25 protein-coding genes and 1 pseudogene are annotated in these 25551 nt (G+C 70.4%); 11 read left to right on the top strand and 15 right to left on the bottom strand.

The window, feature by feature from the left end:
* Positions 1-242 precede the first annotated feature (242 nt).
* The gene (locus tag ACIRL2_RS50220) at positions 243-677 is read left to right on the top strand and encodes a DUF2267 domain-containing protein (protein ID WP_395870731.1); all 435 of its coding nucleotides are present in this window, start codon (positions 243-245) and stop codon (positions 675-677) included.
* Between the two features lie 105 nt (positions 678-782).
* Here ACIRL2_RS50220 and ACIRL2_RS50215 read toward each other — a convergent pair whose 3' ends face one another.
* On the bottom strand, positions 783-959 hold the full coding sequence (locus ACIRL2_RS50215; protein ID WP_395870729.1) for a hypothetical protein: 177 nt from the start codon (positions 957-959) through the stop codon (positions 783-785).
* Between the two features lie 256 nt (positions 960-1215).
* Between ACIRL2_RS50215 and ACIRL2_RS50210 the strand changes: the two genes are divergently transcribed.
* Entirely contained in the window at positions 1216-1815 is a 600-nt protein-coding gene (locus ACIRL2_RS50210) for a hypothetical protein (RefSeq protein WP_402242305.1), read from the top strand.
* 825 nt (positions 1816-2640) lie between these two features.
* Here ACIRL2_RS50210 and ACIRL2_RS50205 read toward each other — a convergent pair.
* From ACIRL2_RS50205 to ACIRL2_RS50190, 4 genes are all read right to left on the bottom strand, one after another.
* Entirely contained in the window at positions 2641-3114 is a 474-nt protein-coding gene (locus ACIRL2_RS50205) for an ATP-binding protein (protein ID WP_395870725.1), read from the bottom strand.
* A gap of 1137 nt (positions 3115-4251) precedes the next feature.
* Positions 4252-4974, bottom strand: a complete 723-nt coding sequence (locus tag ACIRL2_RS50200) for a DUF2637 domain-containing protein (RefSeq protein ID WP_402242302.1) — start codon at positions 4972-4974, stop codon at positions 4252-4254.
* Positions 4975-5074: 100 nt separating this feature from the next.
* Positions 5075-5260, bottom strand: a complete 186-nt coding sequence (locus ACIRL2_RS50195; RefSeq protein WP_402242299.1) for a hypothetical protein — start codon at positions 5258-5260, stop codon at positions 5075-5077.
* Between the two features lie 1199 nt (positions 5261-6459).
* Positions 6460-7074: a hypothetical protein gene (locus ACIRL2_RS50190; RefSeq protein WP_402242296.1), complete on the bottom strand. Its 615-nt coding sequence runs from the start codon at positions 7072-7074 to the stop codon at positions 6460-6462.
* Positions 7075-7514: 440 nt separating this feature from the next.
* Between ACIRL2_RS50190 and ACIRL2_RS50185 the strand changes: the two genes are divergently transcribed.
* Together ACIRL2_RS50185 and ACIRL2_RS50180 are read left to right on the top strand one after the other, a co-directional pair.
* On the top strand, positions 7515-7925 hold the full coding sequence (locus ACIRL2_RS50185) for a thioredoxin family protein (protein WP_402242294.1): 411 nt from the start codon (positions 7515-7517) through the stop codon (positions 7923-7925).
* Positions 7926-7954: 29 nt separating this feature from the next.
* Positions 7955-8452 carry a hypothetical protein gene (locus ACIRL2_RS50180; protein ID WP_402242291.1) on the top strand — a complete coding sequence of 166 codons (498 nt, stop codon included), beginning with the start codon at positions 7955-7957 and terminating at the stop codon, positions 8450-8452.
* A 255-nt stretch (positions 8453-8707) separates the two neighbouring features.
* On the opposite strand, the gene ACIRL2_RS50175 is transcribed toward ACIRL2_RS50180, so the two are convergent.
* From ACIRL2_RS50175 to ACIRL2_RS50155, 5 genes and pseudogenes are all read right to left on the bottom strand, one after another.
* The gene (locus ACIRL2_RS50175) at positions 8708-9076 is read right to left on the bottom strand and encodes a hypothetical protein (protein WP_395870713.1); all 369 of its coding nucleotides are present in this window, start codon (positions 9074-9076) and stop codon (positions 8708-8710) included.
* A gap of 890 nt (positions 9077-9966) precedes the next feature.
* Positions 9967-10176, bottom strand: coding sequence for a hypothetical protein (locus tag ACIRL2_RS50170; RefSeq protein ID WP_402242288.1), 210 nt, complete (start codon positions 10174-10176; stop codon positions 9967-9969).
* A gap of 487 nt (positions 10177-10663) precedes the next feature.
* On the bottom strand, positions 10664-11137 hold the full coding sequence (locus tag ACIRL2_RS50165; protein WP_402242287.1) for an SRPBCC family protein: 474 nt from the start codon (positions 11135-11137) through the stop codon (positions 10664-10666).
* A 262-nt stretch (positions 11138-11399) separates the two neighbouring features.
* A pseudogene (locus tag ACIRL2_RS50160) lies at positions 11400-12761 on the bottom strand (FAD-dependent monooxygenase); the annotation flags it as partial.
* Positions 12762-12915: 154 nt separating this feature from the next.
* The gene (locus ACIRL2_RS50155) at positions 12916-13842 is read right to left on the bottom strand and encodes a zinc-binding alcohol dehydrogenase family protein (RefSeq protein WP_402242285.1); all 927 of its coding nucleotides are present in this window, start codon (positions 13840-13842) and stop codon (positions 12916-12918) included.
* Between the two features lie 84 nt (positions 13843-13926).
* On the opposite strand from ACIRL2_RS50155, the gene ACIRL2_RS50150 reads away from it, so the two are divergent.
* A complete protein-coding gene (locus ACIRL2_RS50150; RefSeq protein ID WP_402242282.1) occupies positions 13927-14394 on the top strand; it encodes a MarR family winged helix-turn-helix transcriptional regulator in 468 nt (155 codons plus the stop codon).
* 275 nt (positions 14395-14669) lie between these two features.
* Positions 14670-18110, top strand: coding sequence for a DNA polymerase III subunit alpha (locus tag ACIRL2_RS50145; protein ID WP_402242279.1), 3441 nt, complete (start codon positions 14670-14672; stop codon positions 18108-18110).
* Positions 18111-18481: 371 nt separating this feature from the next.
* Here ACIRL2_RS50145 and ACIRL2_RS50140 read toward each other — a convergent pair whose 3' ends face one another.
* Together ACIRL2_RS50140 and ACIRL2_RS50135 are read right to left on the bottom strand one after the other, a co-directional pair.
* A complete protein-coding gene (locus ACIRL2_RS50140; RefSeq protein ID WP_402242276.1) occupies positions 18482-19159 on the bottom strand; it encodes an NADPH-dependent F420 reductase in 678 nt (225 codons plus the stop codon).
* A gap of 416 nt (positions 19160-19575) precedes the next feature.
* Complete coding sequence (locus ACIRL2_RS50135) at positions 19576-19890, bottom strand: hypothetical protein (RefSeq protein ID WP_402242274.1); 315 nt, start codon at positions 19888-19890, stop codon at positions 19576-19578.
* A gap of 151 nt (positions 19891-20041) precedes the next feature.
* Here ACIRL2_RS50135 and ACIRL2_RS50130 point away from each other — a divergent pair, with 151 nt between their 5' ends.
* Complete coding sequence (locus ACIRL2_RS50130) at positions 20042-20659, top strand: class I SAM-dependent methyltransferase (RefSeq protein ID WP_402242271.1); 618 nt, start codon at positions 20042-20044, stop codon at positions 20657-20659.
* A 19-nt stretch (positions 20660-20678) separates the two neighbouring features.
* Here ACIRL2_RS50130 and ACIRL2_RS50125 read toward each other — a convergent pair whose 3' ends face one another.
* Positions 20679-21134: a tellurite resistance TerB family protein gene (locus ACIRL2_RS50125; protein ID WP_402242269.1), complete on the bottom strand. Its 456-nt coding sequence runs from the start codon at positions 21132-21134 to the stop codon at positions 20679-20681.
* Between the two features lie 454 nt (positions 21135-21588).
* Between ACIRL2_RS50125 and ACIRL2_RS50120 the strand changes: the two genes are divergently transcribed.
* The gene (locus ACIRL2_RS50120; RefSeq protein WP_395870692.1) at positions 21589-22176 is read left to right on the top strand and encodes a GNAT family N-acetyltransferase; all 588 of its coding nucleotides are present in this window, start codon (positions 21589-21591) and stop codon (positions 22174-22176) included.
* Between the two features lie 320 nt (positions 22177-22496).
* On the opposite strand, the gene ACIRL2_RS50115 is transcribed toward ACIRL2_RS50120, so the two are convergent.
* On the bottom strand, positions 22497-23402 hold the full coding sequence (locus ACIRL2_RS50115; protein WP_402242266.1) for a S41 family peptidase: 906 nt from the start codon (positions 23400-23402) through the stop codon (positions 22497-22499).
* A gap of 57 nt (positions 23403-23459) precedes the next feature.
* On the opposite strand from ACIRL2_RS50115, the gene ACIRL2_RS50110 reads away from it, so the two are divergent.
* From ACIRL2_RS50110 to ACIRL2_RS50100, 3 genes are all read left to right on the top strand, one after another.
* Entirely contained in the window at positions 23460-23999 is a 540-nt protein-coding gene (locus tag ACIRL2_RS50110; RefSeq protein ID WP_402242263.1) for an ArsR/SmtB family transcription factor, read from the top strand.
* 199 nt (positions 24000-24198) lie between these two features.
* Positions 24199-24366, top strand: coding sequence for a hypothetical protein (locus tag ACIRL2_RS50105; protein ID WP_402242261.1), 168 nt, complete (start codon positions 24199-24201; stop codon positions 24364-24366).
* Complete coding sequence (locus tag ACIRL2_RS50100; protein ID WP_402242259.1) at positions 24363-24578, top strand: hypothetical protein; 216 nt, start codon at positions 24363-24365, stop codon at positions 24576-24578. The genes ACIRL2_RS50105 and ACIRL2_RS50100 overlap by 4 nt, the downstream gene beginning before the upstream one ends.
* Positions 24579-24582: 4 nt before the next feature.
* Here the strand turns inward: ACIRL2_RS50100 and ACIRL2_RS50095 are convergent.
* Positions 24583-25551 (bottom strand): extracellular solute-binding protein (locus ACIRL2_RS50095; RefSeq protein ID WP_402242256.1); only part of this gene is annotated, 969 nt, incomplete at its 5' end.

Genomic DNA, 25551 nt, shown 5'->3' with positions numbered 1-25551 from the left:
ACCGCAAGGTCATCACCGCCTGAAGCAGGGCCACGACACCCCCCTGCGGGGCCGACGACGGACGCACCGCCTCTCGGCGCGCCCGCCGCCGGCCCCCAACCGCCCTTCGCGGGCGGCCACATGGGCCGGAGCCCTCACCGGAACGCGGTCACTCGACCGCGCGCACCGTGCCAACCGTGCTCCCCGCCCACGCCCACTCCGACACCCAGCCGGCTCCGAGACCGGAAAGGCGATCCGCGACGATGCAAACCCGAAACGAACCCTCTCCGACCACGACAGTGGGCACCTACACCGAACTGCTGGACAAGGTCCGTCTCGAAGGGGCCTACCGCACACGGGCCCAGGCCGAGGACGCGGTTCGCGTCGTGCTCTCCGGGCTGGGCCGCCAACTCGGCGGGCAGGAGCGCCTGGACCTCGCCGCCCGACTTCCCCTCGAGGCCGCCCTCCTGCTCACCTCGCACACCGCCGAACCCCGACCCGCCGGCGGCCTGGGCTTCGTCAAGGACATCGCCGCCCGCACCGACACCACCCCCGGCGTCGCACGTTGGGACACCGGATCGGTCCTGACCGTCGTCGCCGCGCTCGCCGGCCCCGACCTCCTCACCCGCATCCTGACCCGGCTGCCCTCCGGCTGGGCCCTGCTCTTCGGCCGCGCCGAACTCGCGCCCGCAGCCTGAAACCCGGTATCCGGAACTCCCCCGGCGCGCGGACGGCGGCAGCGTAACCGCCGCCCCCGACAGCAACGTTGGCCGAACGGTCCCCGGCGGGAGCCGGATCCCGCGCTACCGCTCGCCGACATCGACCACCTCGGCGCCCGCATCCGTGCCGGCGAACCGGTGGTCTCCTACGCCCAGTCGGCCGACCGCGACGAGAGCGTCCATCCCCGACGCCCACCCCTTCGACATCATCCGCACACCCATCCCCCACGTCGCGTTCGGACACGGCACCTTCCACTGCATCGGAGCCTCCCTCACGCGCCTGGCCCTGACCACCCCCGTCGACAACCCCCGACCCGACCGCAACTGCTGTGCCTGGACCTCGCCTTCCGCGGCGCGCCCGAGATCGTCCGTAGCGACCGCGGCGGAAGCGCGAGGCCCGCATGCGTTGACCGACCCACGGGCCAGGACAGATTGCGCGGACTCTCATCCGACAGGACGCGGGCAGTTTAGGCTGCTTCACTGCGAGGCAGATCAGCCCGCTCAAGAGGGGAGTTCCATGAAGTTTCCGAAGCTCGCCGCCCTGGCCATCGGGGCTTTAATGGCGACGAGTTGCGCAGGCGGCGACGATGAGCCGAAGGCGCTTTCGACGCCCGCCCCCGGGGCGGCAACCGGTAGCCCCGGAGCCGATCCCAACCCGAGCACGCCGGCCTCCGGGCTGCCCAGGGCGCGCTCGTTCGAGGAGATCGCCGCGCTGCTGAAGCCGACCCTCGGCCCCTGTCAGCGTATGGAAACGACGGGTCCCGCAACGGAACTCGACACGGCGGACAAGGTTCGCGGGGGCAAGCAGAAGGCCTTGTGCTGGTACGGCGGCCAGAAGTTCTCGGTCGTGTTCCTGCTCGTCGACGAGGACAACACTACGCTGGAGACCTTTCATAAAGGCAAGGACACGTATTCCGGCGATCGGGTCGGCATGGGATTCACCGTGCGCCTCCTCGGGACCGCCGACGCCCAGGTGAAGTCCACGGCCGAACAGCAGCTCAAGGCGGCCGGCCTGCTTTTCCTGAACTGCGAGCAGGACTTCGCGCCGCGCGACGGCGTCCCCATCATCGAGGCGAAGACGACGGGCTGCCGCTACATCCCGACCTTCCGCATCTGAGCCGTCATGACCCGCCACGCAAGACATGCCGCGACAGCGGAACGGAGTCTCGGACCACGAACCCGCGTTCGCCGTCAGCCCGGGCAACCCCGACGAGGACGAGAGCGCCCGCCACATCGACGGCGCCCTCCGCCACCAGGGCAACACGTTCCTCCCCGATCGTCGGCAAGAACATCCCCGCAGCACTCCACCGCGTGATCGACACCGCCCTCCGGGAACAGAACCGCGCGGCTGGGGGAAGGGTGTGCACGGAGTGGCAGGGCGACCGGGCCGGGCAGCGCCTGGACCGCGACGAGTACCCGTCCGCCGCAACCAGGAAGTGCGCCTCGCTCGGCGATGGGCACTTCTTCGCCCGCCCGATCGACCGCGACGACAACGACGCGTGGCCCCTTATGCGGCGAACAGCGCATGCTCGACGGCGACGCCTCCTCGTCGGCGCCCTCCCCTGACTGACCAGGAGCCCGACCGCGTAGAAGGTACGGATGTCCCGCGTGATCAGCCGGGGGATCCGCACGAGCGCCGCCGCGAACCCCGGCTCCACCGATGTGACCACCCGGAACTGCTATTGCGCGGCGGCGCCGACCTCACCGACGCATCACGACCATCAAGAACCGAACCGCCCACCTTCGGGTGACGACCTGGCGCGTGAGTCGCCGCGGGCAGGCAACAGGCCGCCACCCGGACACGCTTGCGAAGCGCTGCTCCACCAAGGCGCCGACGTCGCGTCGACACCAATGCCCGTCGTCCGGCCGACTCCCACCGAGACCCTGATCCCGCCGGCCCTCGACCGGTTCCACGGCAGCGGCCGTGTGGTGTCGCGGGTCCTCAGGCCTGGCGACCGGCGACGTGCCCGCCCGGATCGTCGGCCAGCACAACGGACGCGCAGATCCGCTTGCCCACGGGCTCACGATGCACCGCGAAGCTTCGACAGACCGCCATCACGATCTCCAGACCGTGCCGGCCGATCCGGGCCGGATCGGGCGCGAGGATCGCCGGCGGCGTCGGATCGCCATCCCACACGCTCACCTCGACCGCACCGTCCCGCACCTCCAACGTCAACAGACACGGACCGGGCGCGTGCCTGCGAGCGTTGGTCACCAACTCACTCACCACGAGCCGCACCGTGTCCATCGCGCGCTCGGACACCGGCAGCCCGTGCTCGGCCTGCACCCCACCGAGAAAGGCAACGGCCAGATCCCGCGCGGGCCGAACGCCCTCGCCATCTCCGAACACCGCCGACGCCGAGGCGACCACCCCCACCAACGCCCGCCCATCCACACCGTCCGCAGTCCACCCCATGCCGCTCCACCTCTCCCAGCGCCCCAACCCCACGCCGCTCGCCTACCCCGAAACCCCCACATCAGACCTGCGCAAATCGAAACCCTAACCGCCGGCGAACATGACGGCGGACACGTTCGTGGACACACAGCCCAACACCCGCACGGCCGGTGGAGTGCGAGGGCGCACAGGCCGAGTTTCCTCGCCTCCGGCCGGCCCGGCGCGCGGACCGAGGCCGGTGACATCGTTGAATCCGCGTGACCACTTCCTCGCCCCGCCCGTGCCTGACCATCACCGTTGCCGTGTGTCACCTTGCGAGGAGACCGGGCCCCGGCCGACGACTGACCGCCCGTGGCCTTGCCAACCGCCCTCGGGGGCCCCGGTCGGTACGGCTGTGTGCGCGCTGCCGCACCACCCGACCGAGCCGCGAGAGCGGCGAACTCGTCGCCGACGACTGGACCTGGGAATTCCTCGAACGTGATGTCACCACACTGGGCAGGGAGCACCGAGCCGGCCGGTGGCTGCCCCACCGCAACGAACTCCACCGGGCAAGGAACCTGCGCGCGGTGGCCCGGACGCGAAGCGTCGTGGATCGGGCCCTGCGCGACGCCGGCAACCACGTGCGCTCCGGACACCCGATCCGCGTCGTCGAACCCCTGCCCCGCCTGCTCGCACTCGTCGACGACGGCGACCGCGCCCCGCGCGCCGCACCGACTCCTGGACCTCCTGGCGGTCGGGCCGAAGTAGCGCGGTGGGCAGGGTTGTTCGACCGAACCTCTCGCCCGGGCGACGCCCGGCCGCTGGGCTCACCCGGACGGGCCGTCCATGCGGGGTCGATTCCCCCTCGTCCGGCGACGGCCAGGTCCGGCGCCGGCCGCGCCGGGGTCGTCCCGTTGCCCCACCACCCGAAGCGCACAAGGCAGGAGCCGGCGTCTTGGGCGCACCTCCCACCGCGCAAGGTATCCCACGGCAGGGCGCCAAGGTCCCGGACGAGCAGCGGGGGTGAGCCCGGACGAGGACGACCGGCCGTCGTTCGTCCCCGTCCGGGACACGATGCGCCGATAGGCGCAAGGGTTCACGGCCGTCGACCCGCAGGAACGGCCACCCGGGATACCGGCGTTCGGATGTGGCGCCTTGCGGCACGTGGGCGGGCGTGGTTCAGGGTGGAGGTTTGCGGACTTGGCCGGGGGTGGATCGTCGGGGTGGTCGGGTGAGGGTGATCTGGCGTACGAGTTGGTGCAGGCAGGCCGTGGTCGCCACGGCGGGCAGGACGGCGACGACGACGCCTTGAGGGGTCATGGGGGCGTGGGTGAGGGACAGCGTCATGGACAGGCCGGCGAAGGCGGCGACCACGATCCACGAGTGCAGTGCCCGGCGGCGGTGCAGGCTGGAACGCAGGATCGACAGCGAGGCCACCAGCCACGGCCCCTGGACCAGGACCGGCCACCACCGGGCCGGGCCCGAGGTGGCGCCGCCGGCGTGCCCCAGCGGCGCGAGGGTGATCACCGCGCCGAGTACACCGATCGCGGCGACCAGCACGACGCTGACCACCACCAAGGTGCGGCTGAGCCGGTCCAGCCGCCGTCCGCCCGTGACCGGGGGGACGGCCTGCGGCGGCTGCCGGCGATGACTGCCCGGTCCCCGGATCGGGGCCGGGAGCTCGACGGTGGCGGGAACCTCCTCGACCGGGCCGGCCAGCAGCCGGGCGAGATCGGCCTCGAACTGCGGGTCCCCCACCACCGCGAACGACGGAGAGAGCCCGTCGGGTGACACGGCCGCGTTCGACGTCGACCACTCCACCACGCCGGGAGACGACGCGACGCTCGGGGGAAATTGCATGCCGGGCGGGGGATACGGGTCGTATCCATAACCTTCGTACATGGGCCTGACTCATTCAAGGGATCGGGCGTCGCGCGGCACCGACACGAATATCGATGCCAAATACACATTTCGATGGTCGGCGAGTGGTCGGTCCCGGAAATCACGAACGGGGATCGTCCAGGACGTCGTCGAGTCGGCGCGCGTACTCCGCGACGATCAACACCATCGCCAGGGCGAACTGCTCCATGTCGGCGGAACAATGCCGAAGCGCGACGCGATGTCCCGCACGCTCGATGTACGCGTGCGGAGACCGTTTGCGGAACGTCGCCGCGCGAGGGGTGAGCACCCAACCCCCTATGGGAAAGGCGCGTTGGGCGAGAGCGGGAGAAGCCGCGGCGGACGCGGAAGCTCGGGGAGTCACGCCCGGCTAACGACGCACCCTCCCCGACGAAGCTGGTCCGAAACGGTGAACGACACCCCGGATTCCTGCCCGTTTCCGGCCACGCGTCGCACATTTACGAACACCCGCACCACCCGACCCGCACCGCCGGGAACGCGAATTCCGCGCCTACACAGGGAATCGGCACCGTTCACCCGAGGCACCCTTTACCTGCGCAACAAGAACCTCACGAGTCGGTAAAAATTCGGGACACCCACCAACCGCAGCCCCATCCTCCGCCGTGCACATATTCGCGAGAACACCTTGTAACCCCGGCCCCACGCCGCGCAGGCACGGCGAACACGGCGAACACCGCAAATTCTCGACTCCGTCGGCACGCTCCGCGACCCGGGCAAACACACCGCCGGGATTCCCCGCACGTGGACCGCCGCGAACGCGCACGGGGCCTCGGTCGGAAGATGCGACCGAGGCCCCGTACTACGACGCCGGGCACAGCCCGCACAGCACATCGCGAGTGACTGTGAGGACCCGACGAAGCGCGCCTACCCGGCCGGAGCGTGGCCCACTCGACGACACGCCGAACCTCACCTGAAAGAGGCACCGGCGCGTGGGAGTTCCACTCACGCGAAGCTCACCCGCTCACGCCTTACACAACCCGGCGGCACGGACCCCGACCTTCGCCCACGAGACGGGCCACGGGCCGAGGCACCGGGGCCAAGGGCGCAGAAACGACGATCCGCGCCGGAAAATGTCTGCTCCACCGTCTTGGTGCGACATGCCCGTGATCGTTGATAGGCCGTACGGCGCGACTACGCGGGCAACCGCAACGGCATGAGGCACAGCGATCCACCCCCGAAGGTCGATGCCGAAACGCCGACGCGCCGGCGGCCCTGGTCTCCCAGGCGCGATCGTGGAGCGACCCGCAACCGCCTCCGGATCGGGGATGGACATTCCCGAAAGCCATCGGCAACCACCTGCGACGCCCCAGCGTCCCGCCTTCGCGCGCTCCGGGGAGACCGCGCCGAACCCGCCACGCACCACGCTCGTCGGACCGCCCGTGAGCGGCCACCACGCACGACCCGGTCCCCCGCACCCCGAAGACCGGCAGGACACCCCGGTCTTGCATGCGCCGACGAACGAATCGATCACGGCCGGACGCGAACTACCTGGCAAACCACCACAGCGCAGGCGGGCAGCGGGCCCGGGCCGTGCTCCCGCCCACCCGGCGCAGGCGGACCCACCCCCGTACCCGGCTCCCGCACCGGAAGCCCCCGAACAACGGCCACCCAGCCTCCATACACCGGCTCGCGCAGCCCGCCCGCTCGTATGCGGTCACGGGACGCCACCGTGACGACCACCACCCGCGTCCCCCGCACCAGGCAACGCGCCGCGCCCTTCACATCAACCACGACCTGGGACCTGCCGAACCCCGTTGCGCGCGTCAGGCGCCGCCGGGGAGACGGGCGATCGCCAGATGGGAACCCGCCGATACGCCGGACCGCGTCCAGGAACCCTTCCAACTCCACCGCCGCCGCCGAGATCGTGTTCGAGGCGGGTGCGTCACGCCGCTGCCGTCGGCCTGCGGAGGCGAGCACGATGTCGGGTGGGCCCGTCCCGTTGCCCATGTGTGGCCACACCGCCGCGCCGTGCGTGAGTTCGTCGCGGAAGGTATAGGGAGCGAAGCCTGATCCGGGGTGCTTGCCGGTGATCGAAAGGTTGACGCGGTCGCGGCCGGCGAGCATCGCGGACAGGCTGTTCATATCGGCGGCACTGTGCCCCACCCGACCGACGACACCCACGATCCACCGGCCCGGCCCGGACGGACTGCCCGACTCGTGTGACGCGCGGCGCGTTGGCGAAGGGAAAAATGCCACCAGAGCCCGACGTTCCGTATTCCCGCCTCCTTTCGGGCCAGGGCCCCAGGTGCGAACTCCATTCGTAGTACTGGTAGTTTCCGGCGACCATTCTCAGCAAGGGGGATAACGTGCGCGGCCTGCGTCCATGCCTGACAGCCGTCCTGGCGGCGGTGTTTCTTACTGCGGGGTGCGGCGCGAACGACTCCGCCGACATCCCACGGGCCGAGAACGACGCCGCAGCCCCCGTTTCCCGAACAGCGGCCCCGTCCACGTCCGTTCCGACGGCATCCAAAGGCCCTCTCGACGGGGCCGGTAACACGCCGTCGTCTCCCGGAACCTCGACCGTGCCGAAGGGGTTCGACTCCACACGCGACGCGGACGCGGACATCCGTACCGCGCTGGCGACCGCCGCACAGAGTGATCGCGCGGTGTTGCTCGACTTCGGCGCCAACTGGTGTCCGGACTGTCGGGTCCTGCACAACCTGTTCCGATCCCCACAGGTGGAACCACTGCTGGCGAAGAACTATGTCGTCGTCCCGGTCGACGTCGGCGAGTTCGACCGCAATCTCGATGTCGCCGCCCGCTACCTCGACCTCGCGACGAGCGGAATCCCCGCGTTGGTCGTACTCGCGCCCGACGGGAGCGTTCGCACCGCCACCAACGACGGGTCGCTGGCCAACGCCCGCAATTTGGACCCGGGGCAGGTCGCCGCATTCCTGACCCGCTGGGCACGCGGCAACGCGGGGCGGGAATGACGACCCGCCCGCGCCGGCACCGGTCCGCCATGGCGTCGGCGTGGGTGGCGGCAACGGTCGTGGCGTTGTGCGGATGCGGATCGACGCCGGCCCCGGCCCCGGCCTCGACCCCGCTCACGGCAAGTGTCACCGCGAGCGGCGTCACCGTCACCGCCACGCTTCGCCCGCCACACGAGGACCGGCGCGAACTCGAGGTGACGTTCACCCCCCAACCGGGCTTCCACATCTACGGCGTCGATCTCCCGGCGGGGGGAATCGACGGTCTGGGGGTCCCGACCCGCATCGGGGTCCGGGGCGACCTCGCCGCCGACGGCCCGCCGGCGACCGGGAGTTCGACCCGGCTCCTGCGGCTGACGGGTCTCACGACCGAACTCCCCGTCTACCCGGACGGTCCGGTCACGTTCACCCTGCCCGTGCGCCGAACGGGCGGCCATCGTGCCGAGGTGGTCGTCAGCTACGGCGCGTGCAGTGCGAACGCGTGCCTGAAGCCGGAGGTGGACAAGGCGATCCCCTTCGACCTTCGCTGACGCGAACCGCCGTGCGCGGAGGCGGCATCCCTGGGCCGGGGCAGGCAAGCGCAGCGGCGCGCCCGGCGACGCGAGAGGCGCAGCGCCCGGACGGCCCCGGCGAGGCTGCGGGTATCTGCTCGAGGGCCCGCGCGAGCGGATGCCGAGCACGCAGGGGCGCGCCGGCTCACATACTCATGCCGGGCCCGGCGAACGCGCGGAAGCCGACCCGACTCGTCGACGTCCGAAGCATCGACAAAGGTCGAAGACCTCCGCTCAAGCCCGAGAAGTCAGCAGGATCGCTGCCACCGAGAGCACGAAGGCCGCGATGAACCCCGCCAGTTGATTCTGCACCGCACCGGTGGACAGATCGGCCTGGGCCACCATGCTGCCGATCGCCACTCCGGACAAGCCCGCAGGCACCATGAGCAACTGGATCAGCCGATCGTCCGCCCCGGGCTCCCCTTTCAGGAGCTTCCACCCGTTGCGCGCCAGGGCCACGCCGAGCGCGACGACGAACACGCCGAGGAAGACCAGCCACCCCACCTCGCCGAAGGAGCTCAGCCCCCACACCATGCCGGCCGCTCCGGCGCACCCCACGATCAGCCCGTACGCGATGCCGAGCACCCCCGCAACCGTTCTCATCGGACAACCTCCAGGACAGGACCGGCACTTGACGGCCTCGGCAAGCTATCCGCCCTGATCCGGGAAAACAGAGGGACTTCCCAACGCTTCGTCCCACCACCACGACGCCGATCGCCGCGTGACGGGTCCATCCGGTGCAACCACCCACGCCGCCATCCGTCCACCCCCGGACATCCGCACTTGGGGGCACCATGCAACGCATCACCCAACACGCCACGACCACCGACCTGGTGGTGGCGCTCCTGCTCACCGCGGACTTCGACGGCCGGGACGACAGGAAAGCCACCGTCGACCCGACGGCCATCCACCCGCCTGCACGACCACCCCGGCAAAATGCCACCGAAGCCGACGACAACGCGGTGGTCGACCAAGCCGCGAAGGTCCACGGCGTATTGCTGAATGCCCTGCCTCCGATGATCGGAGGCAGGGCGCTCGACTCACGGCGAACGTGGCCAGGCGGCCGGTCGCCGCCGTCGGCGCGAGAGGACCGACCGACGCGTAGGCGCGGGCACCCACAGCCCGGCCCTCCGAGGCCGAGCCTCCCGGGGCCAGGCACCCCGGAAGCGCCGGACCCGATCTCCCCGGGCACGCTCACGCGCGCCGCCCCTGTCCAACGGCGAAACCAAGCCGAACAAGACTGAACCAGACCGAACCAGACCGAATCAGGCTGAACCAAGCCGGACCGATCCGCCCTGACCCGGCCCGCGCCCGGGCTCAGCGCGCCTCGAACGCGCTCACCGTCGGCTACCGATTCCCGGCGTCGGCGACCGGGGCGCCATCGAGGCTTGCGGGTGCGAGGTCGTGGCCGGGCGCGACCGTGGGACGTCCACCCCTGCCGTCCCTGTACGCCTCGAACCGCCGCCCGGTGGGTTCAGGTGTCGACGAGGCGGTCAAGGACGCACGCAGGAGATCCACAACGCCGTGATCCCGTGGAAGAAGGTCCAGCCGCCCAGGCTGCGGGACTTCGGCGCCACCGTCGGCCCGCAGGGAAGCGTGTACCGGCTCGGCGAGGCCGCTCGGCCCTCCGCCGAGGTGCCGGGCCCACCTGTCGGGTAGCCGCCGAGTCGACCGGGACCCGCGTACACGCCCGAGGTCGGCATGCAGGGCCGCCTGGGCGACGGGGCCAGGGTCGCGTTCGGCGACGATCGCGAACACCTGCTCACCCTCACGGGTTAGGGGTCCCCGGGCAGCGACGACTCCGCGAGCTCGGCCAGGAAGTCCGCCAACACCGCGTCGGGGAAGCTCGTGCGCGGCGTGGCTTCGTGGAGTTGCGCGGCCAACGCGACGACGGCAGCGCCGGATTCGACGCGGCGCGACACTCGAGGGCGGGGCCGCGTGACAGTTGTGGGGAACCGAGGACGTTCCTGGGCGCTGGCCGACGACCGACCCGGTATCGGCAAGGCTGTCCAAGGCGGGCCACGTCGACTGTGGGACGAGGTCGACGCCGCCCCGCATGGCAGAACGAACTCCGCTTCCACGGCTACGACTTCGGCATCACTGGCGAACGAAGTCTGCTCGTATCCGAAGGCTCTCGCCGGTGGGGCTACTTCTGCCGCTCCAAGCCACGGAACACGGCGTGGGTGCCGGTCAGGCTGGATGATGGTCGGGGACGGCGCCGAGTTCGATGCCGTGTTCCAGCAGGGCTTTCATGGCGCACAGGGCTGTAGCGAATCCGCCGACGGTGTCGTTCACCCAACGCACGGCATCATCCCCCGAGCCCTCGAAACCGGTCTCGGTGACCTCGACGAACGTGGCTCCTGCCGTGTGTGGGGTGAACCGCAACTCAACGGTGGTCGGCTGCCCGTAGTTGCCCCATTCGAACCGGATCAGCCGGCCCTCTTGGACCTCCTTGACCCGGACTTCGGCCGATGCACCGTACGTCTCCCACTCCCAGCGCAACTCGGCCCCCGCGACCATCGGCCCGCTGCTCTTGCTGTACCAAAATCGGGAGGTCGCATCCGGGTCGGCGAAAGCACGGAACACCTCCTCGGCGGGCTTGCGAACGATCATGCAGGCGTATGCGACAGGGGCGCGCGAGAGCGTGAAGTCAGGCTTCTCCATACGGATAATCATGCACTACGGACACCCTTGTCCCCAGGATTCCGACCTTTCATCCAGGACCGCTACGGCGTTCGCGCTCAGTTCGAACCTGATCGGCTCGGCTCGCCGCTGGAAACATTGATGCCGTCATGTCACGACGCCCAAGATTCCGCAGCGAGAGCTCCGGTAGACGCAACCGGCTGACGCTGGTGCTTGCGTGGGAGACAGCCAGGCTGCCGAACCGATTCTGCGGGCTGCCGAACCAACGGGTCGCGGCCTGCTATAGCGCCTCGAGGTCGGGGACGTGATGGTCCGCCCAGGCCACGACGCCGTCCGGGCGGATGAGCAGGGCGCTGAATCCGAGGTCGTTGCGTGCCACGCCGCCGCGTACTGGATCCGGCCCTCCCAGCTCTTGGCCACACGCTGCAGCGCGTGGTCGCCGCTGAAGTCGAGGACCACGCCCCGGCCCTGGCGCAACAATTCACCGAGGCGAGTGCCGTCCTCGAAACAGAAGTCAGGGGCGGTGCAGCCGACGAGCGGCTGCGGGCCGCCGCCCAGGTCGTAGCGGTTGAACAGCCCGGTCGTCTTCCGGTAGGCGAGGGTCGTTCCGTCTGTGGTGCTCAGCAACTCGTGGACCAGCTGCCGCAGCGCGGGGGCGTTGGGGCCGGGCTCCATGGTGGTCACCTGGGCGCGTGACCAGTCCAGGATCGCGGCGCCGACGGGGTGGCGCTCACGGGTGTAGGTGTCGAGCAGGCCCTCGGGCGCGGTGCCGTGCACGGTCGCGGCGAGCTTCCAGCCAAGGTTGGCGGCATCACCGATGCCGAGGTTGAGCCCCTGGCCGCCGAGGGGGGAGTGGATGTGCGCGGCGTCGCCGGCGAGCAGCACGCGGCCCTTGCGGTAGGTCGTCGCCTGCATCGCACGGTCGGTGAAGCTCGATGCCAGATGAACATCGGTGAGCGTCACGTCGGTATCGGTGATGCGGCGCAGGACCTCCTGGAGGTGCTCGCGGGTCAAAGGCTTGGAGCGGTCGAACGTGCCGCCGTCGAAGTCCATCATGCCCAGGTGCCCCTCGAAGGGCGTACGCAGATACATGCCGTTCGGCGTCAGGTTGAAGCCCAGTGGCAGCTCCTGCGGGTCGGCGAAGGTGACGCGCGCGACGTAGCCGGTGAAGAGCGGGTCCGTGCCGACGAAGTCGAAGCCGGCGAGGCCGCGCACCGTGCTGCGTCCGCCGTCGCAGCCCACCAGGTAGCGGGCCTGGCACCCCTGTCCGCCTGCCGTGACGGTGACGGACTCGTCGTCCTGCATCACGGTCGTGACCAGAGCGCCGCGGACGATGTCCACGCCGAGCGCGGTGGCGCGCTCGGCCATGACCGTGCCGACCGCTTCGAGGCTGGTCATGAACCCTTCCATCGCCGGGCTGGGCAGCCGGAACGGGAGGGCGGATACGTCGATGTCGGCCGCGTCCAGGCCCATGCCCGCGAAATGGCCCACGTCACGGGGGCCCGGCGCCTCGATCGTCGGCGGCCGCGCCGACCTTCTTCGCATCGGCGCCCGAAGCGTTGATCACTGCTTCGTCGCGGCGGTGGAACACCTCGGCCGATCCGGCGCTCAGGCCGCGCAATCCGAGCGGGAGCGCCTTGTACGGCATGGAACGGCGGTCTACTTTGGCGTATTTCAGACGTGCCGAGGCGCTTGTTCGAGCCCAACACGTTTGTCATGACCCACTCCTTGTTTTGCCCGGCCGCCTGCCGCGTGGAGCGGCGGCAGGCAGCCGGGACACGTGAGGTGGGCCGAGGGCTTCAGGGCACGAAGACCAGGCGCTCGCCGGTCTTCTCGGACCATGCCTGCGCGATCTGGGCCAGTGGCACGGCACGGGCCTGGACGTCGATGGTGCCCTCGGTCACCGCTGTCGCCAGCTCGGGCAGTTCGGCGATGAAGTCACGGGCGGAGACCGAGCCGATGCCGCTGCCCACGATCTTCAACCGTGCGCCACGCAGCGCCGCGGAAGGGATCGGGGCGGACTCGCCCGCCATGGAACCGATCTGGACCCAGGTCAGCGGGACAGAGCGGTCGGCACGGGCGGTAAGCATCGCAAGCATGGCGCCGGCGGCGGGAGCGCCCCACACGAAGTCGAGGACGACGTCGACCTCGGCGGCGGCGGTGATTTCGTCGAAGGCGAGCGCCCGGTCCGCACCGAGGTCGGGCAGCACCTCGAGGCGAGTGGTGTCGCGGCCGGCGGCGAAGATCCGGGCGGCGCCGAACCGCTTGGCGATCTGGACGGCCATGCGTCCGGCGCTGCCGGTCGCGCCGAGGATGAGAACGCGCTGCCCCTCACGGAAGGTGATGCGGCGGCGCAGGGCGACCCAGGAGGACATGCCCGGGTTCATCCCGGCGGCGATCCGGACGGGATCCACGTCGTCGGGCAGGACGACGCTTCGGCGTGCGTCGATCACGGTGCGCTCGGCGAAGGTGCCGAGGTTCGTGTCGTCCAGTACTGCGTAGCGCACGCGGCCCGACGGGTCACGCACGACGCCGTCGACGCCGGGCACCAGCGGGAAGACGCCGGTGGCGGAGTAGTGGGTGCCGTCCGCCTTGGCCCGGGTCAGATGGTGCAGGCCCGCCGCGAGGACGTCCACCACCATCTCGTGCTCGCCCTGGGCCACAGGCTCGGGGTGCTCGCCGTAGACGGGCGGCGCGTCGAACGCCGTGATGACCGCAGCATGCATGAGGAACTCCCACAGGTTGGTTTGTAATACCAATCACTGAGAGGATTGTTGGTAATACAAACAATGTCAAGTAGGGTGGCATTCATGGATCCCGACGACTCCACGGACGCCCTGCTGGACGGCCTGGTCCGCAGCGCCTTCCAGGTCATGGGCGTTCTCACCCGCATCGGCGCCGAGCACGACCTGTCCCTCACCCAGCTGCGCGTGCTCGGCATCCTGCGCGACCGACGCCCCCGCATGAGCGACCTCGCGGCCTTCCTCGGCCTGGACAAGTCGACCCTGTCCGGCCTCATCGCCCGCGCCGAACGCCGCGGGCTGCTGACACGTGGTGCCGACCCCGACGACAAGCGCGCCGTCGTCGTCCTGATCACCGACGCCGGACGCGACCTCACCCGGCGCCTGTACGAGGAAGTCCGGGACACCCTCGCACCGGCCACCGGTCGACTCGATCCAAAACAGCGCGAGCAGCTCGCTCGGCTGCTCGAGCCGCTCCTCACCCCTCCCCTGTCGGCAACGCCGCGTCCCGAGCGCCCGGTGCGCGGCACGCCCTGAGTCCGGGACCGCTGCCGGCGCCGGCCCGGCGCACGGACGCCGACACGCCCGAAGCGAACCTCGCGGACGCTCTCGACCGGCTCATGTGCCGCGCCCGCACCGGGCGGGCCACCCGAACCCAGCACAACCCCGCCGGCCCGCTCCCTGCACGAAGGGCGTGCCAACCAACGCTGCCCGTCGTAGGGAGGACGGTTGGCAAAGTTGATCTATTCGAACTATTGTCCGAATGAGAGGTGGTTTTCGGACAGGGGGGTGGACGCGGGCGGAGGTGTGCGGTGGACGGTTTCGCGCACTTGCACACCGCGTCGGGCTACTCGGCCCGGTACGGCGCCTCCCACCCGGAGGACCTGGTGGCGCGGGCAGCCGAGCGAGGCATGTCGGCCCTGGCCCTGACGGACCGCGACACCGTCGGCGGCGCGGTCCGCTTCGCCCAGACCTGCGCGAAGCGCGGGGTGCGCCCGATTTTCGGCGTCGACGTCTCCGTCGCCCCCGCCGCGCCCGACACACCTCGCGCGCGGCGGCGCCGAACACCGGTCCGCGGCGGGGCCCACGTCGAACAACCCCCTCTGCGCGTGACCCTCCTCGCCCGGGACCGCGAGGGCTGGTCGCGGTTGTGCCGTCTGGTCTCGGCCGCACACGCCGTCGGAGGGCCGCCGGTGGTGCCGTGGTCGGCGCTGCGCGAACACGCGGGGCCCGGGTTGACCGTGCTGCTCGGCCCGACCTCGGAACCGGTGAGGGCACTGTCCGACGGCCGCCCGGACACCGCGGAGCACCTGCTGGCGCCGTGGCGTGAACTGTTCGGCGATGCGCTGCGCCTGGAGTGTCTGTACTACGGGTCGTCGGGTACCGGGCCGGGTTCGCTGCGTCTGGCCACTCGGACCGTCCAGCTCGCCGACCGGGTCGGGGTGGCCGCCGTGTTGACCAACGCCGTGCGCTACGCCGACCCCGACCAGTACAAGGTCGCCGACGTCCTGGACGCCGCCCGCCTGCTGCGCCCGATCCGTTTCCACCGCCCGGACTTTCTCGATCCGCGCGAGCGCTGGTTGAAGGACCCGGGGGCGATGGCGGCGGTCGCGGCCCGGATCGCGGACGCCGCCGGCGCCGGACCCGACCGCGCCCGGGTGCTGCTGGCACGGACCGCGGCGACCGCGGACGAGTGCCGGGTGGATCCGGTAAAGGACCTGGGTCTGGGCGGCACGTTCTTCCCCGAGCCGGCCGTGGTGGGCGCCACGGACGACTCGGCGGCGCGGGTGTTGCGCGAGCGTTGCGAGGCCGGAATGGTCCGGCGGGGCCTGGACCGCGACGAGGTCGCGATGGAGCGGTTGGCGCGGGAGCTGGAGGTGATCGGACGGCTGCGGTGCGACACCTACTTCCTCACGGTCGGCCAAGTGGTCGCGGATGTGCGGGAGATGGGGGTGCGGGTGGCGGCGCGCGGGTCGGGGGCGGGGTCGATGGTGTGCCACGCGCTGGACATCGCCACCGCCAATCCCCTGGACCACGGCCTGCTGTTCGAACGGTTCCTGTCCGAACGCAGGTCCTCGTTGCCGGACGTCGACATCGACGTGGAGTCCGCCCGGCGCCTGGACGTCTACCGCAGGATCTTCGAACGGTTCGGCAGCGAGCGCGTCGCGGTGACGTCGATGCCCGAGACCTACCGGGCCCGCCACGCACTGCGCGACGTCGGCCTCGCCCTGGGCCTGGCCGCACCCGACATCGACCGCATCGCCAAATCCTTCCCCCACATCCGCGCCCGCGGGATCACCACCGCGCTGGCCGAGTTGCCCGAACTGCGGCAGCTCGCGGCCGAGGCGGAGCGCCACGGCCCGCTGTTCGAACTCGCCGAGCGACTGGACGCGTTGCCGCGCGGGATGGCGATGCACCCCTGCGGGGTCATCATCACCGACGCCAGCCTGCTGGACCGGCTGCCGGTCCAACCCACCCCCGGCGACGCCTTCCCCATGGTCCAAGCGGCGAAGGAGGAGGTCGAAGCCCTCGGCCTGATCAAGCTGGACGTGCTGGGGGTGCGGATGCAGTCCGCGATGGCGCACGCCGTCGCCGAGGTCGAACGCACCACCGGCACACACATCGACCTCGACGACCCACATCAGGTGCCGCTCGACGACTTCTTCGCGTTCAGGCTGATCCAGGCCTCCGACACCATCGGCATGTTCCAGTTGGAGAGCCCGGGCCAGCAGGACCTGCTCAGCCGCCTGCAGCCGCGCGGCGTCCAGGACGTCATCGCCGACATCTCCCTGTTCCGGCCCGGGCCGGTCGCAGGGGGCATGCCGGAGCAGTACATCGCCGCCCGCCACGGCGCCGCCCCCACCTACCCCCACCCCGACCTGGAACCGGTCCTCGCCGACACCTACGGCGTCACCATCTGGCACGAGCAGATCATGGGCCTGCTGGCCACGACGACCGGCTGCGACCTCGCGCTCGCCGACGTCGCCCGCCGCGCCCTGTCCGACCGCGACCGCATGCCACAGGTCCGCGACTGGTTCCACGAACACGCCGCCACCCGCGGCTACACCCCCGAGGTACGCGACGAGGTCTGGCGCATCGTCGAGAGCTTCGGCGCATACGGCTTCTGCCGCGCGCACGCGGTCGCGTTCGCCGTCCCGGCGTTGCAGAGCGCATGGCTCAAGGCACACCACCCCGCCGCGCTGTACGCGGGACTCCTCGAGCACGATCCGGGGATGTGGCCGCGCCGGGTGATCGTCGCCGACGCCCGCCGCCACCGGGTCCCGATCCTGCCCGTCGACGTCAACCACTCCCGCCCCGGCCACACCATCGAGCAGACGAGCGACGGTACGTGGGGGGTGCGGCTGGCGCTGTCGGCGGTGCGCGGCATCACCGACGAGGAATGCGCCCGCCTCGACGCCGGCCGCCCCTACACCTCACTGTCCGACCTGTGGCAACGCGCCCGCCCCGCCCTGCCCACCGCCGAACACCTCGCCCGCATCGGCGCCCTCGACTGTCTCCACGACGGACGCCTCACCCGCCGCGACCTGCTCCTGCAACTGCCCGAACTCCATCGCCGCACCCGCAGGGTCGGCGACGGCCAACTCCCCCTCGCCGACAGCCGCCTCGACGCCACCGCCCCCAGCGGACTCCCCGAGATGACCACCCGCGAAGCCGTCGGCGCCGAACTCCACATCCTGGGCATCGACCTCTCCCGCCACCTGATGGAACACCACCACCGACTCCTCCGCGAGATCGGCGCCGTCGACGCCACCCACCTCGCTCAACAACCGGCAGGCCGACAAGTCCTCGTCGCCGGCGTCCGCGCCTCCACCCAGACCCCACCCATCGCCTCCGGCAAACGCGTCATCTTCGTCACCCTCGAAGACGGCTCCGGCCTCGTCGACCTCGCCTTCTTCGAGGACTCCCACCCCGCCTGCGCCCACACCGTCTTCCACTCCGGACTCCTCCTGGTCCGAGGCAAGGTCCAGGTCCGCGGCCGCCGGCGCACCGTCGTCGGCACCATGGCCTGGGACCTCGACGAGATCGCCACCCTCCGCCGCGACCACGGACCCCAGGCCGCCCTCGACCTCCTCGGCGCCCCCACCCCACACCCCACCCCCGCCCAACCACGGCGCGTCCTCGTCCACGGCACCGGCGCACTCCAACACCCCTACGCCGACCTCCAACCCCCCGGCCAACGCTCCGCCGACCTCACCCGCTACGGCCACCGCAGCCCCGGAAGCCCCGGCTGACGGCCACGAGGGGCAAGGGCGCGTTCCTATTCCGTCCGGGACAGCTCCGGGCGTGCGGCCCGCGTGCCCGCACCGGCTCGGGCCGGTGACGAAGCATTTCCGGCCGGATCCGATACCGGCGCGCCGCGCGCAAGGCGACGTCCTCACCCCGCAGACCATGCTGTGGCCGGACGAGCTCCATGCCCCGAGGGCGTCGCCCCACGGGGCGAGGTGACGATCCGGGACTATCAGGGACTAAAATCCTGATACTCCCGACGATCCAGCCCCAGACACGAGAAGGCCCGAGACCCGCTCGCCCGCCGCGCGGGCGAGCCGAAAGGGTCGTCCCAGACCGTGGCGGTCGTGTCGGTGGGCTTGCGGGTGAAGCGCAGTTACCCGCCATCGACCTCGGCGGTTGCGGCGGGAATGATCCGGCGCGCCCTGGCGAGGTTGGCAATCAGTTCGGCACGGGTCTGGTGCTCGTGCGCGACCCACGCGGGTTGACCGGGCCCGCTGCGCCACGACTCGCTGAGCGGGCTGTTGTCGGCGGTGTCGAACCCGAACCGGTCATACAGTCGCGTCACGAGTTCCACGGCTTCGGGAAAGTCGCTCGAGGCCGACAGCGCCAGTCGGCCGGGGGTGCCCGCCGCCCTCCCCGCAGTGGTGATGCGGGGAGCTTGGATGTGGGTGAAGGCCTTGACGACCTTGGAGCGCGGAAGGTGCCCTTGGCGTAGCTCGTGAACCGTCTTCTCACCCGAGTCGATGACCGGGATATGGCCATCGCGCCAGACCATGTAGTTGTTCGTGTCAAGCACAATCTTGCCTGCCAACTCCTCCGCAGGCATGTCGTTGACCTCCTTGAGAGGGACCGCCACGACTGCGAACTCACCGGCGGCAGCGGCGCCGGCAGCGGTTGCGGCACGCGCCGACGGGCCGAGCTCGTCAATGAGGTCCTGCAAAGTCTCGGGTCCTCGTGAATTGGCGATAAAGACGTCGTAGCCCTTGGCGATCGCCGCACGCGCGATCTGGCTACCGACCTCTCCTGCGCCGATGATGCCGATTGTTGTCATGGGTCCTTTACCTCAACCTCTGGTGAAACTGTTGCGTCGGTCGGTCGGCGTGGATTCGCTCGTGTGTTGTACGGAGTCCAGCGAGGACGCCGCGGCCGGGGGGCGTCGGTACCGTTCGTTGACGAGGGTGACGGGTCGCCCCGAGCGTGACCGCCTTGATCGTCCAGACCTGCTTGACGCGCGGACATACCGCTCACTGATCGGACTCTTCCTGCCCGCGGTCTCCTGCGGCGCCGCGTCCGGTGCCGGCGACAAGAAACCGCCGGTGCGGCGAATCACGTTCGCGCCGCTGCGGCAGGCCCGACCTCGGCCCGCCCGGCCGGCCGGCTTACGATCGAGGCTGCCGGGCTCGCCCGTCCCGAGCGAGCGCGGCCGGCCACGCGCCGCCATCCTCGCCGGATGCGCGGCCATGGAACTCAGATCTGGTTCAGGCCGCCGTCGACGTACAGGCTCGAACCGGTGATGGAGTCAGGCCGCAGTTCGACGCGCCTCGCCGAGGCGGCGCAACGCGTCGTCGAGTTCGGCCTGGGCGTGGTCGAGCCAGGTGGTGGTGATGTCGGTGCCGGCGGTGGTGTGGCGGAGCGGCGGTGCAGGCGGGGCGCTTCTTCGGGTTCGGCGGCGCGTCGGCGGCCGAACTCGGGGGTGGTGACGTGGTCCATGCCGCCCCGATAGGGATGCCACAGGGGCAGCAGGGCGCGGTGGTGGGTGAAGTCCGGGTCGATGAACTCCACTTCGCCCGTGGGACCTCGTCCCGGTAGTTCCGCTCGTCCTGGTCGGTGAGGTCGCCGCGTTGGATCGCGAGGTCTTGCACCGTGTCGTCGTGCTCCGCACCGTCCGGTTCGTCCGCTGTCGCACCGAGCGGCACCTGGCAGGATGCCTGGCATGACGAGAGCCGGGGAGCAGGAAGAATTTCGTCAGGCGCGGTCGTTCGGTGCCGCAGCGGACGCCTATGAGCGTGGCCGCCCGCCCTACCCGCCGGAGGCGGTGGCCTGGCTGGTGCCCGAGGACGCGCGAACCGTGGTTGATCTTGGTGCGGGTACGGGCAAGCTGACCCGGGCGCTGCGTGCCGCGGGCCGGGAGGTCGTCGCGGTGGAGCCCTCGGTCGGGATGCGCGAGCAGTTCGCGCGGGTGCTTCCCGATGTGCGGGTTCTGGACGGGACCGGGGAGTCGATCCCACTGCCGGATTCAAGCGTGGACGTCGTGGTCTGTGCGCAAGCGTGGCACTGGGTGGACCCGGAACGAGCCGTCCCTGAAGCTGCCCGGGTGCTGCGCCCGGGCGGGCGGCTCGGCCTGGTGTGGAATTTCCGTGATGTGTCGGTGCCTTGGGTGGCGGAACTCGACCAGATCCTGCGTGACTGTGCCGCAGCGCCGACGGATGACCGGCAAGTGGAGGGCGTGGGAGCGCTGTTCGGGCCCGTCGAGCGGCAGGGGCCCGCCTCGGCCGGCAGGTGTTCCCGGCGATCCGGCCGCCACCGGGCTCGGGTCCGCGGCGGGCCATGACGACTCTGCGGTCCTCGTCTCAGAGTCCGAACTCGGCACGGGCGATGCCCAACGCGACGCACGCCTCACGGATGACCGTCCGCTCGCTCGGGTCGAACCTGCCGTCCGCGCCGCCGATGACGATGCCGATCCGGATGACCGCGCGCGCCTCGTCCGGCTTCGCCCTGGCCTTCGCGATGTCCTTCATGACCTGTGCCTTGCCGAGCCGGAAGTCGGTCGACAACCGGTCGGCGTGGGCGTGGAAACGACGCTGCAGGTCGTCCTTGTCGAACTGGCGCAGCGCTTCGTTGCCGGCGATCAGCTGCGCGACCTTCCGCGTCTCGGCCTCGTCGATCGTCCCGTCCGCGGCGGCGACCAGCGCGCACATCGCCATGCTCGCGTCCCGAAACGCGTCACTGGTCAACTCCCGCCTCTTCGCGGTCAACTGCGTCTGCATGTGCCGGACGGACTGCTCGACCTTGTCCCACAAGGGCATGACGTCTCCGTACGTTTGCCGCGTCGCCGGTCCCGCGCGATAGCCGCTCGGGCGCATTCCATCCCGACCAACGTAGAGGAACACGTCGTGCGAATGCGGCGCGGGTCGCAGGTGTTGCCGCCCCCGGATCGCATCGGCCGGTTCCGCGCGAGTCCGGGTGGGCACACCGCGCACATTGGGCCACGCAGGGGGTGCGGCCGGCACGGGTCCGGCACGGCGTGCTCATCCACCTCGGCCGCACTTCAGGCGTGAACCTCCTGCTGCCGGCGATGCCTGCGAGAACCGAGAACGTTCGTGCCGCGATTCCGAAACGGGGCCCTGTGGATATCAGGGAGTTGTCCATGAGATCCGGGAACACCGTCGGTTGTGTCGCGCCCGGCCGGCCCGATACCGAGCACCGGCGTGATTTCCCCACATGCGCGGGAACCCGGAACCTGGGCTATCGTCCGCGCCTATGACGGAAGCAAAGATCACCATCGCCACGCCCGCGGATCGCGAACGGGTCGTGGCCTCGCTGGTCGCCGCGTTCCCCGGCGACCCGGTCTTGCGGTACCTCTTTCCCGACGATGTCACCTACCCGCCGTACGCCGCAGCGTTCTTCGGTCACCTCTTCGACAAGCGCGTACACAAGGAGACGGTGTGGACGGTCGGGAGCGGCGGGTCCGTCGCGATCTGGGAACCGCCCGCGACCTCGACGCCGGCCGCCGCCGAGAGCGGTGCCGTGGGCGAGCCCTGGACCTCGGTGCTCCCCGCCGACGCGGCCGCCCGGGTCCGGGCCTACGACGTCGCCGTGCACGACGTGCTGCCCACCGCGCCCTTCTGGTACCTCGGCGTCCTGGGCACCCACCCCGAACACGCCGGACAGCGCTGGGGCCACGCCGTCATGGCAGCCGGACTGCGGCACGCCACCGAGCACGGACTGCCGGCGGTTCTGGAGACCGGCAACCCCGAAAACGTCGAGATGTACCGCCGAGCCGGCTGGGAGGTCCTGGACACGATAACCGAGCCCCTGCCCACCTGGATCATGCAGCACAAGCCCTGACCCGCACAGGGTCGAGCCCTCGCACATTGCGCTTGCGGCCGTCGATTCTCTCTCCGGCGTCGATGCCCCGGGTTGCGGTGGGCACGCCGGGACCGGCTCCACCAGCGCCCGGCGGGCGTCGGACAGATCACTTGGATAGGCTTTGCACTGCGGGGATTTCGTCATAACCACACCCTCGGCCCGGTGCGCGGAGTGCCGGCCCGGTCGTGCGCGGTGTGAGCACACCGAGGGCCGCCGGAGACAGGGCCGTCGCCGCCGGAGCCGGCTGCCGAACTGGATACGGGAGCACTCGCGTGCTGCTGTCGGTGAGCTGGACTGGGTCAGTCTGCCAATCGGGCGAGGGCCAGTACGTGCGCGCGGTCGAGGGAGTCGCCTGCAGCGCAAGGGATGTCCGGTTGCACACCGGTGCCCTCCCAGTTCGTGCCGGAGACGGGGTTGATGGCGCGGCCGACGGGCACGGTGGCTTCCAGGTGTGGGTGCACGGTCCAGCCCTGGCATGGATGTGCACCGCCGCGGGTGCGCTCGCCGACGACGACGGCGCGACCGAGTTGCTGGAGGTCGTACGCCAACTCTTCGGCGGCGGAGAAGGTGCTGCCGCTGGACAGCACGTACAACGGCTTGCTGCCGCCGAAGCGCGCGCCGGGAACGTGCGGCAGGCTCCAGGACTGCTCGATGCGCTCGCCGCGGCGCCAGGACATGGTGTTGAGGTGGGTGCGCTCGTCGAGCAGGTAACTGCAGACGAAGGCGACCGTGTCCGGGTCGCCGCCCCGGTTGGACCGAAGGTCCACGATCAGCGCCTGGGCGCGGGAGGCCACGGTGAGCGCGGCACTCAGCGGCTCGGCGGCCCACTCCAGCGGAAACAGCATCGGTGCCAGCTCGACCACGGCGACCCCTCCGTCGAGCAACTGCACCCGGGGCGCACCGCCCAGCGAGGTGTCGAAGTCCCGGCGCATGGAGTCCAGGGTGGCCGCCCCCCGCTTCGGGGACACCGGGTCGACGTGGTGCTTCAGTCTCAGGTGTCGGTCGCCGTTGACGGACTGCAGGTCCGCGGTGACCAGCCGGGCGAGCTCCTCGGGGCCGTCGACGTCGTAGGCGCCCTCGGTGAGGCGTCGTTGCAGCAGGCCGGCGAGCTGCTCGGCTATGTCGGGGAAAACGTAGTGCTCGGTCAGCAGCCGGGCTGTCTCGTCGATGACAGGGGCGGGCGGAATCTTCGTCAGAGTCGTCATGGCGAGGAGTAGAGCACTGCCCTTGCAAAAGCGTCAAGAAGTTTAGACACTTTCGGTATGCGTGATCAGCCTTCCTTCCCGCCGCCTCCTGAGGATGTCCTGGAGATCGGCGCGCCCGAGCAGTTTGCGGCGCTCGCCCACCCGTTGCGGCAGCGGTTGCTCTTCGCCCTCGGCCAACGGCCCGCCACCATCAGCCGGCTCGCGGCGCAGCTCGACGCGAAGAAGGGCAACGTGGCCCACCATCTCAAAGTGCTCCGCGAAGCCGGGCTGGTCCACATCGCCGAGACCCGCCAGGTCCGCGGCGGTACCGAGCAGTACTACCAACGCACGGCCCGCCACATGGTCGTCGCCGAACCCCAAGCGGCAGGCACCGCCGCCATGCTTGCCGCGTTCGCCCAGGAGCTGGACCGCTCACCCGCCGAGACCCTGACGATGCGCCACCTGCGTCTCAGCCCCGCGCAGGCACGAGAACTCGGCGAGACCCTCACCAACCTGGTCGACGAGGCCGAGGAAGATACAGAGGACCAGCCCGTCCACGGCGTGCTGGTAGCGCTCTATCAACAGGCTCCGCCGGCCGGCACCACCGGTTCCGCCTAGCGGCACCAATGGCTCGCTGGAACCCGACAACCCCATCGACGGCCGGGCACGTTACGTCTACCGCATCGACCGCCCGACCCACCCCGCCGCCGTCGGTAAGCGCGGAACTGGACGAACTCGAAGAACAGCCGACCGCACAGCCGGCGCAGGTACGGGCCGAACGGGACGAACTCGCGTCGCCGAACGCGTCCTTGACCGGGTGAGCGAAGAGCTCGCCGGCGAACGCGCCTCGGCCGCGCCGATGCCCGGGCGGGTGGGCGGGCAGGCGCTGATGCTGATCCCGCACCGCGCACCGGGCGTGGAGGAGGACACACCTGAAGGCGATACGGTCCCGGTGGCGGATCCCGCCGCGGGAGGATCGCGGTGATCGTCCTGGCCGTGCTGCGTCACGACCGGTGCCCGGCCGACATGGCGGGCGGCAACAACCTGTCGGAGTCCACCGTCCGCCGCCGGCGCGACGAACTGAGCGCCCGGCTCGCCGCCCGAGCCCCGCGCCTGGACCACGCCCTGAAGAAGGTCGCCAAGCAGGGCGAAGAGGTCGTGGTCGCCCGCCCGCTCCAGCGGCGTGATCAGCTGTGACACATCAGCTCTTCTGCTGGGCGACCGCCGCTTCGGCTTCCTTCTGGAGCTGGTCCAGCACGTCCTTGGGCGACTTGCCGGAGACCGCGCTGCCCAACTGCTCCTTGATCTTGGGCGAGAGCACGTCCCACGCGACGTCGTTGAGCGGGTAGAACTTCGCCTTCGGGAGCAGGTCGATGTACGGCTTGAGGCCGGCGTTGGCGGGGTTGGCCGTCATCTTGGCCATCACCGACTTGGTCACCGGCGGGAAGCTGTACTGCTCCTGGAACTTGATCTGCTGGTCGGTACTGAAGGCGTGGTCGACGAAGGCCTTGATCTGGTCCTTCTTGCCGTTCTTCTTGAACGCCATCATCCAGTCGGCGACGCCGAGGGTCTCGTTCAGCGGACCGGTCCTGCCGGCGATCGGCGCGGTCGCGTACTTGAGGTTCGGGTAGTCCTTCTTGAGCGTGGCGATCATGGTGGGGTTGCTGTTCACCATGCCGACGCTGCCGCCGTAGAAGTCGGTGTAGACGTCCTTGCGGTTCTTGGTGCCGGGGTTGGACTCGGTCAGGCCGGTCTTGACCAGGTTGTCGTTGACCCAGTTCAGGGCCTCGACGTTCTGCGGGCTGTTGACCGTGTACCTGCCGTTGGTCTGGTAGCCGCCGCCGTTGCCCAGCGCCCAGTTCATGAACTCGCCCTGGGCCTCCTCCTTGCCCAGCGGCAGGCCGAAGGGCGTGGGCACGCCCGCGGCCTTGAGCTTGGTCGCGGCGGCCTTGAGTTCGTCCCAGGTCTTCGGCGGGTCGGTGATTCCGGCCTTGGCGAACAGGTCCGTGTTGTAGATCAATTGCCGGGTGCTGGAGGTGAAGGGAATGCCGTACTGCTTCCCCTTGACCGTCGCCGCGGGCGTGAACGACTCGACGAAGTCGGCCTTGACGGCGGGCGACATGACGTCGTCGACCGGGTAGAGCAGGTCGTCGACGACCTTGTCGGCATA

This window comes from Embleya sp. NPDC127516 (assembly GCF_044765325.1).
Lineage (GTDB): Bacteria > Actinomycetota > Actinomycetes > Streptomycetales > Streptomycetaceae > Embleya.
Note: the sequence above shows the minus strand (reverse complement) of the source record. Positions and strands in the feature narration are given on the sequence as shown.

What these genes read in the sequence shown, in the direction of transcription:
- ACIRL2_RS50220 (WP_395870731.1), top strand. Translation starts at nt 243, where the DNA reads ATGCAAACCCGAAACGAACCCTCTCCGACCACGACAGTGGGCACCTAC.
- ACIRL2_RS50215 (WP_395870729.1), bottom strand. Translation starts at nt 959, where the DNA reads ATGCAGTGGAAGGTGCCGTGTCCGAACGCGACGTGGGGGATGGGTGTG.
- ACIRL2_RS50210 (WP_402242305.1), top strand. Translation starts at nt 1,216, where the DNA reads ATGAAGTTTCCGAAGCTCGCCGCCCTGGCCATCGGGGCTTTAATGGCG.
- ACIRL2_RS50205 (WP_395870725.1), bottom strand. Translation starts at nt 3,114, where the DNA reads ATGGGGTGGACTGCGGACGGTGTGGATGGGCGGGCGTTGGTGGGGGTG.
- ACIRL2_RS50200 (WP_402242302.1), bottom strand. Translation starts at nt 4,974, where the DNA reads ATGTACGAAGGTTATGGATACGACCCGTATCCCCCGCCCGGCATGCAA.
- ACIRL2_RS50190 (WP_402242296.1), bottom strand. Translation starts at nt 7,074, where the DNA reads ATGAACAGCCTGTCCGCGATGCTCGCCGGCCGCGACCGCGTCAACCTT.
- ACIRL2_RS50180 (WP_402242291.1), top strand. Translation starts at nt 7,955, where the DNA reads ATGGCGTCGGCGTGGGTGGCGGCAACGGTCGTGGCGTTGTGCGGATGC.
- ACIRL2_RS50175 (WP_395870713.1), bottom strand. Translation starts at nt 9,076, where the DNA reads ATGAGAACGGTTGCGGGGGTGCTCGGCATCGCGTACGGGCTGATCGTG.
- ACIRL2_RS50170 (WP_402242288.1), bottom strand. Translation starts at nt 10,176, where the DNA reads ATGCCGACCTCGGGCGTGTACGCGGGTCCCGGTCGACTCGGCGGCTAC.
- ACIRL2_RS50165 (WP_402242287.1), bottom strand. Translation starts at nt 11,137, where the DNA reads ATGGAGAAGCCTGACTTCACGCTCTCGCGCGCCCCTGTCGCATACGCC.
- ACIRL2_RS50155 (WP_402242285.1), bottom strand. Translation starts at nt 13,842, where the DNA reads ATGCATGCTGCGGTCATCACGGCGTTCGACGCGCCGCCCGTCTACGGC.
- ACIRL2_RS50150 (WP_402242282.1), top strand. Translation starts at nt 13,927, where the DNA reads ATGGATCCCGACGACTCCACGGACGCCCTGCTGGACGGCCTGGTCCGC.
- ACIRL2_RS50140 (WP_402242276.1), bottom strand. Translation starts at nt 19,159, where the DNA reads ATGACAACAATCGGCATCATCGGCGCAGGAGAGGTCGGTAGCCAGATC.
- ACIRL2_RS50130 (WP_402242271.1), top strand. Translation starts at nt 20,042, where the DNA reads ATGACGAGAGCCGGGGAGCAGGAAGAATTTCGTCAGGCGCGGTCGTTC.
- ACIRL2_RS50125 (WP_402242269.1), bottom strand. Translation starts at nt 21,134, where the DNA reads ATGCCCTTGTGGGACAAGGTCGAGCAGTCCGTCCGGCACATGCAGACG.
- ACIRL2_RS50120 (WP_395870692.1), top strand. Translation starts at nt 21,589, where the DNA reads ATGACGGAAGCAAAGATCACCATCGCCACGCCCGCGGATCGCGAACGG.
- ACIRL2_RS50115 (WP_402242266.1), bottom strand. Translation starts at nt 23,402, where the DNA reads ATGACGACTCTGACGAAGATTCCGCCCGCCCCTGTCATCGACGAGACA.
- ACIRL2_RS50110 (WP_402242263.1), top strand. Translation starts at nt 23,460, where the DNA reads ATGCGTGATCAGCCTTCCTTCCCGCCGCCTCCTGAGGATGTCCTGGAG.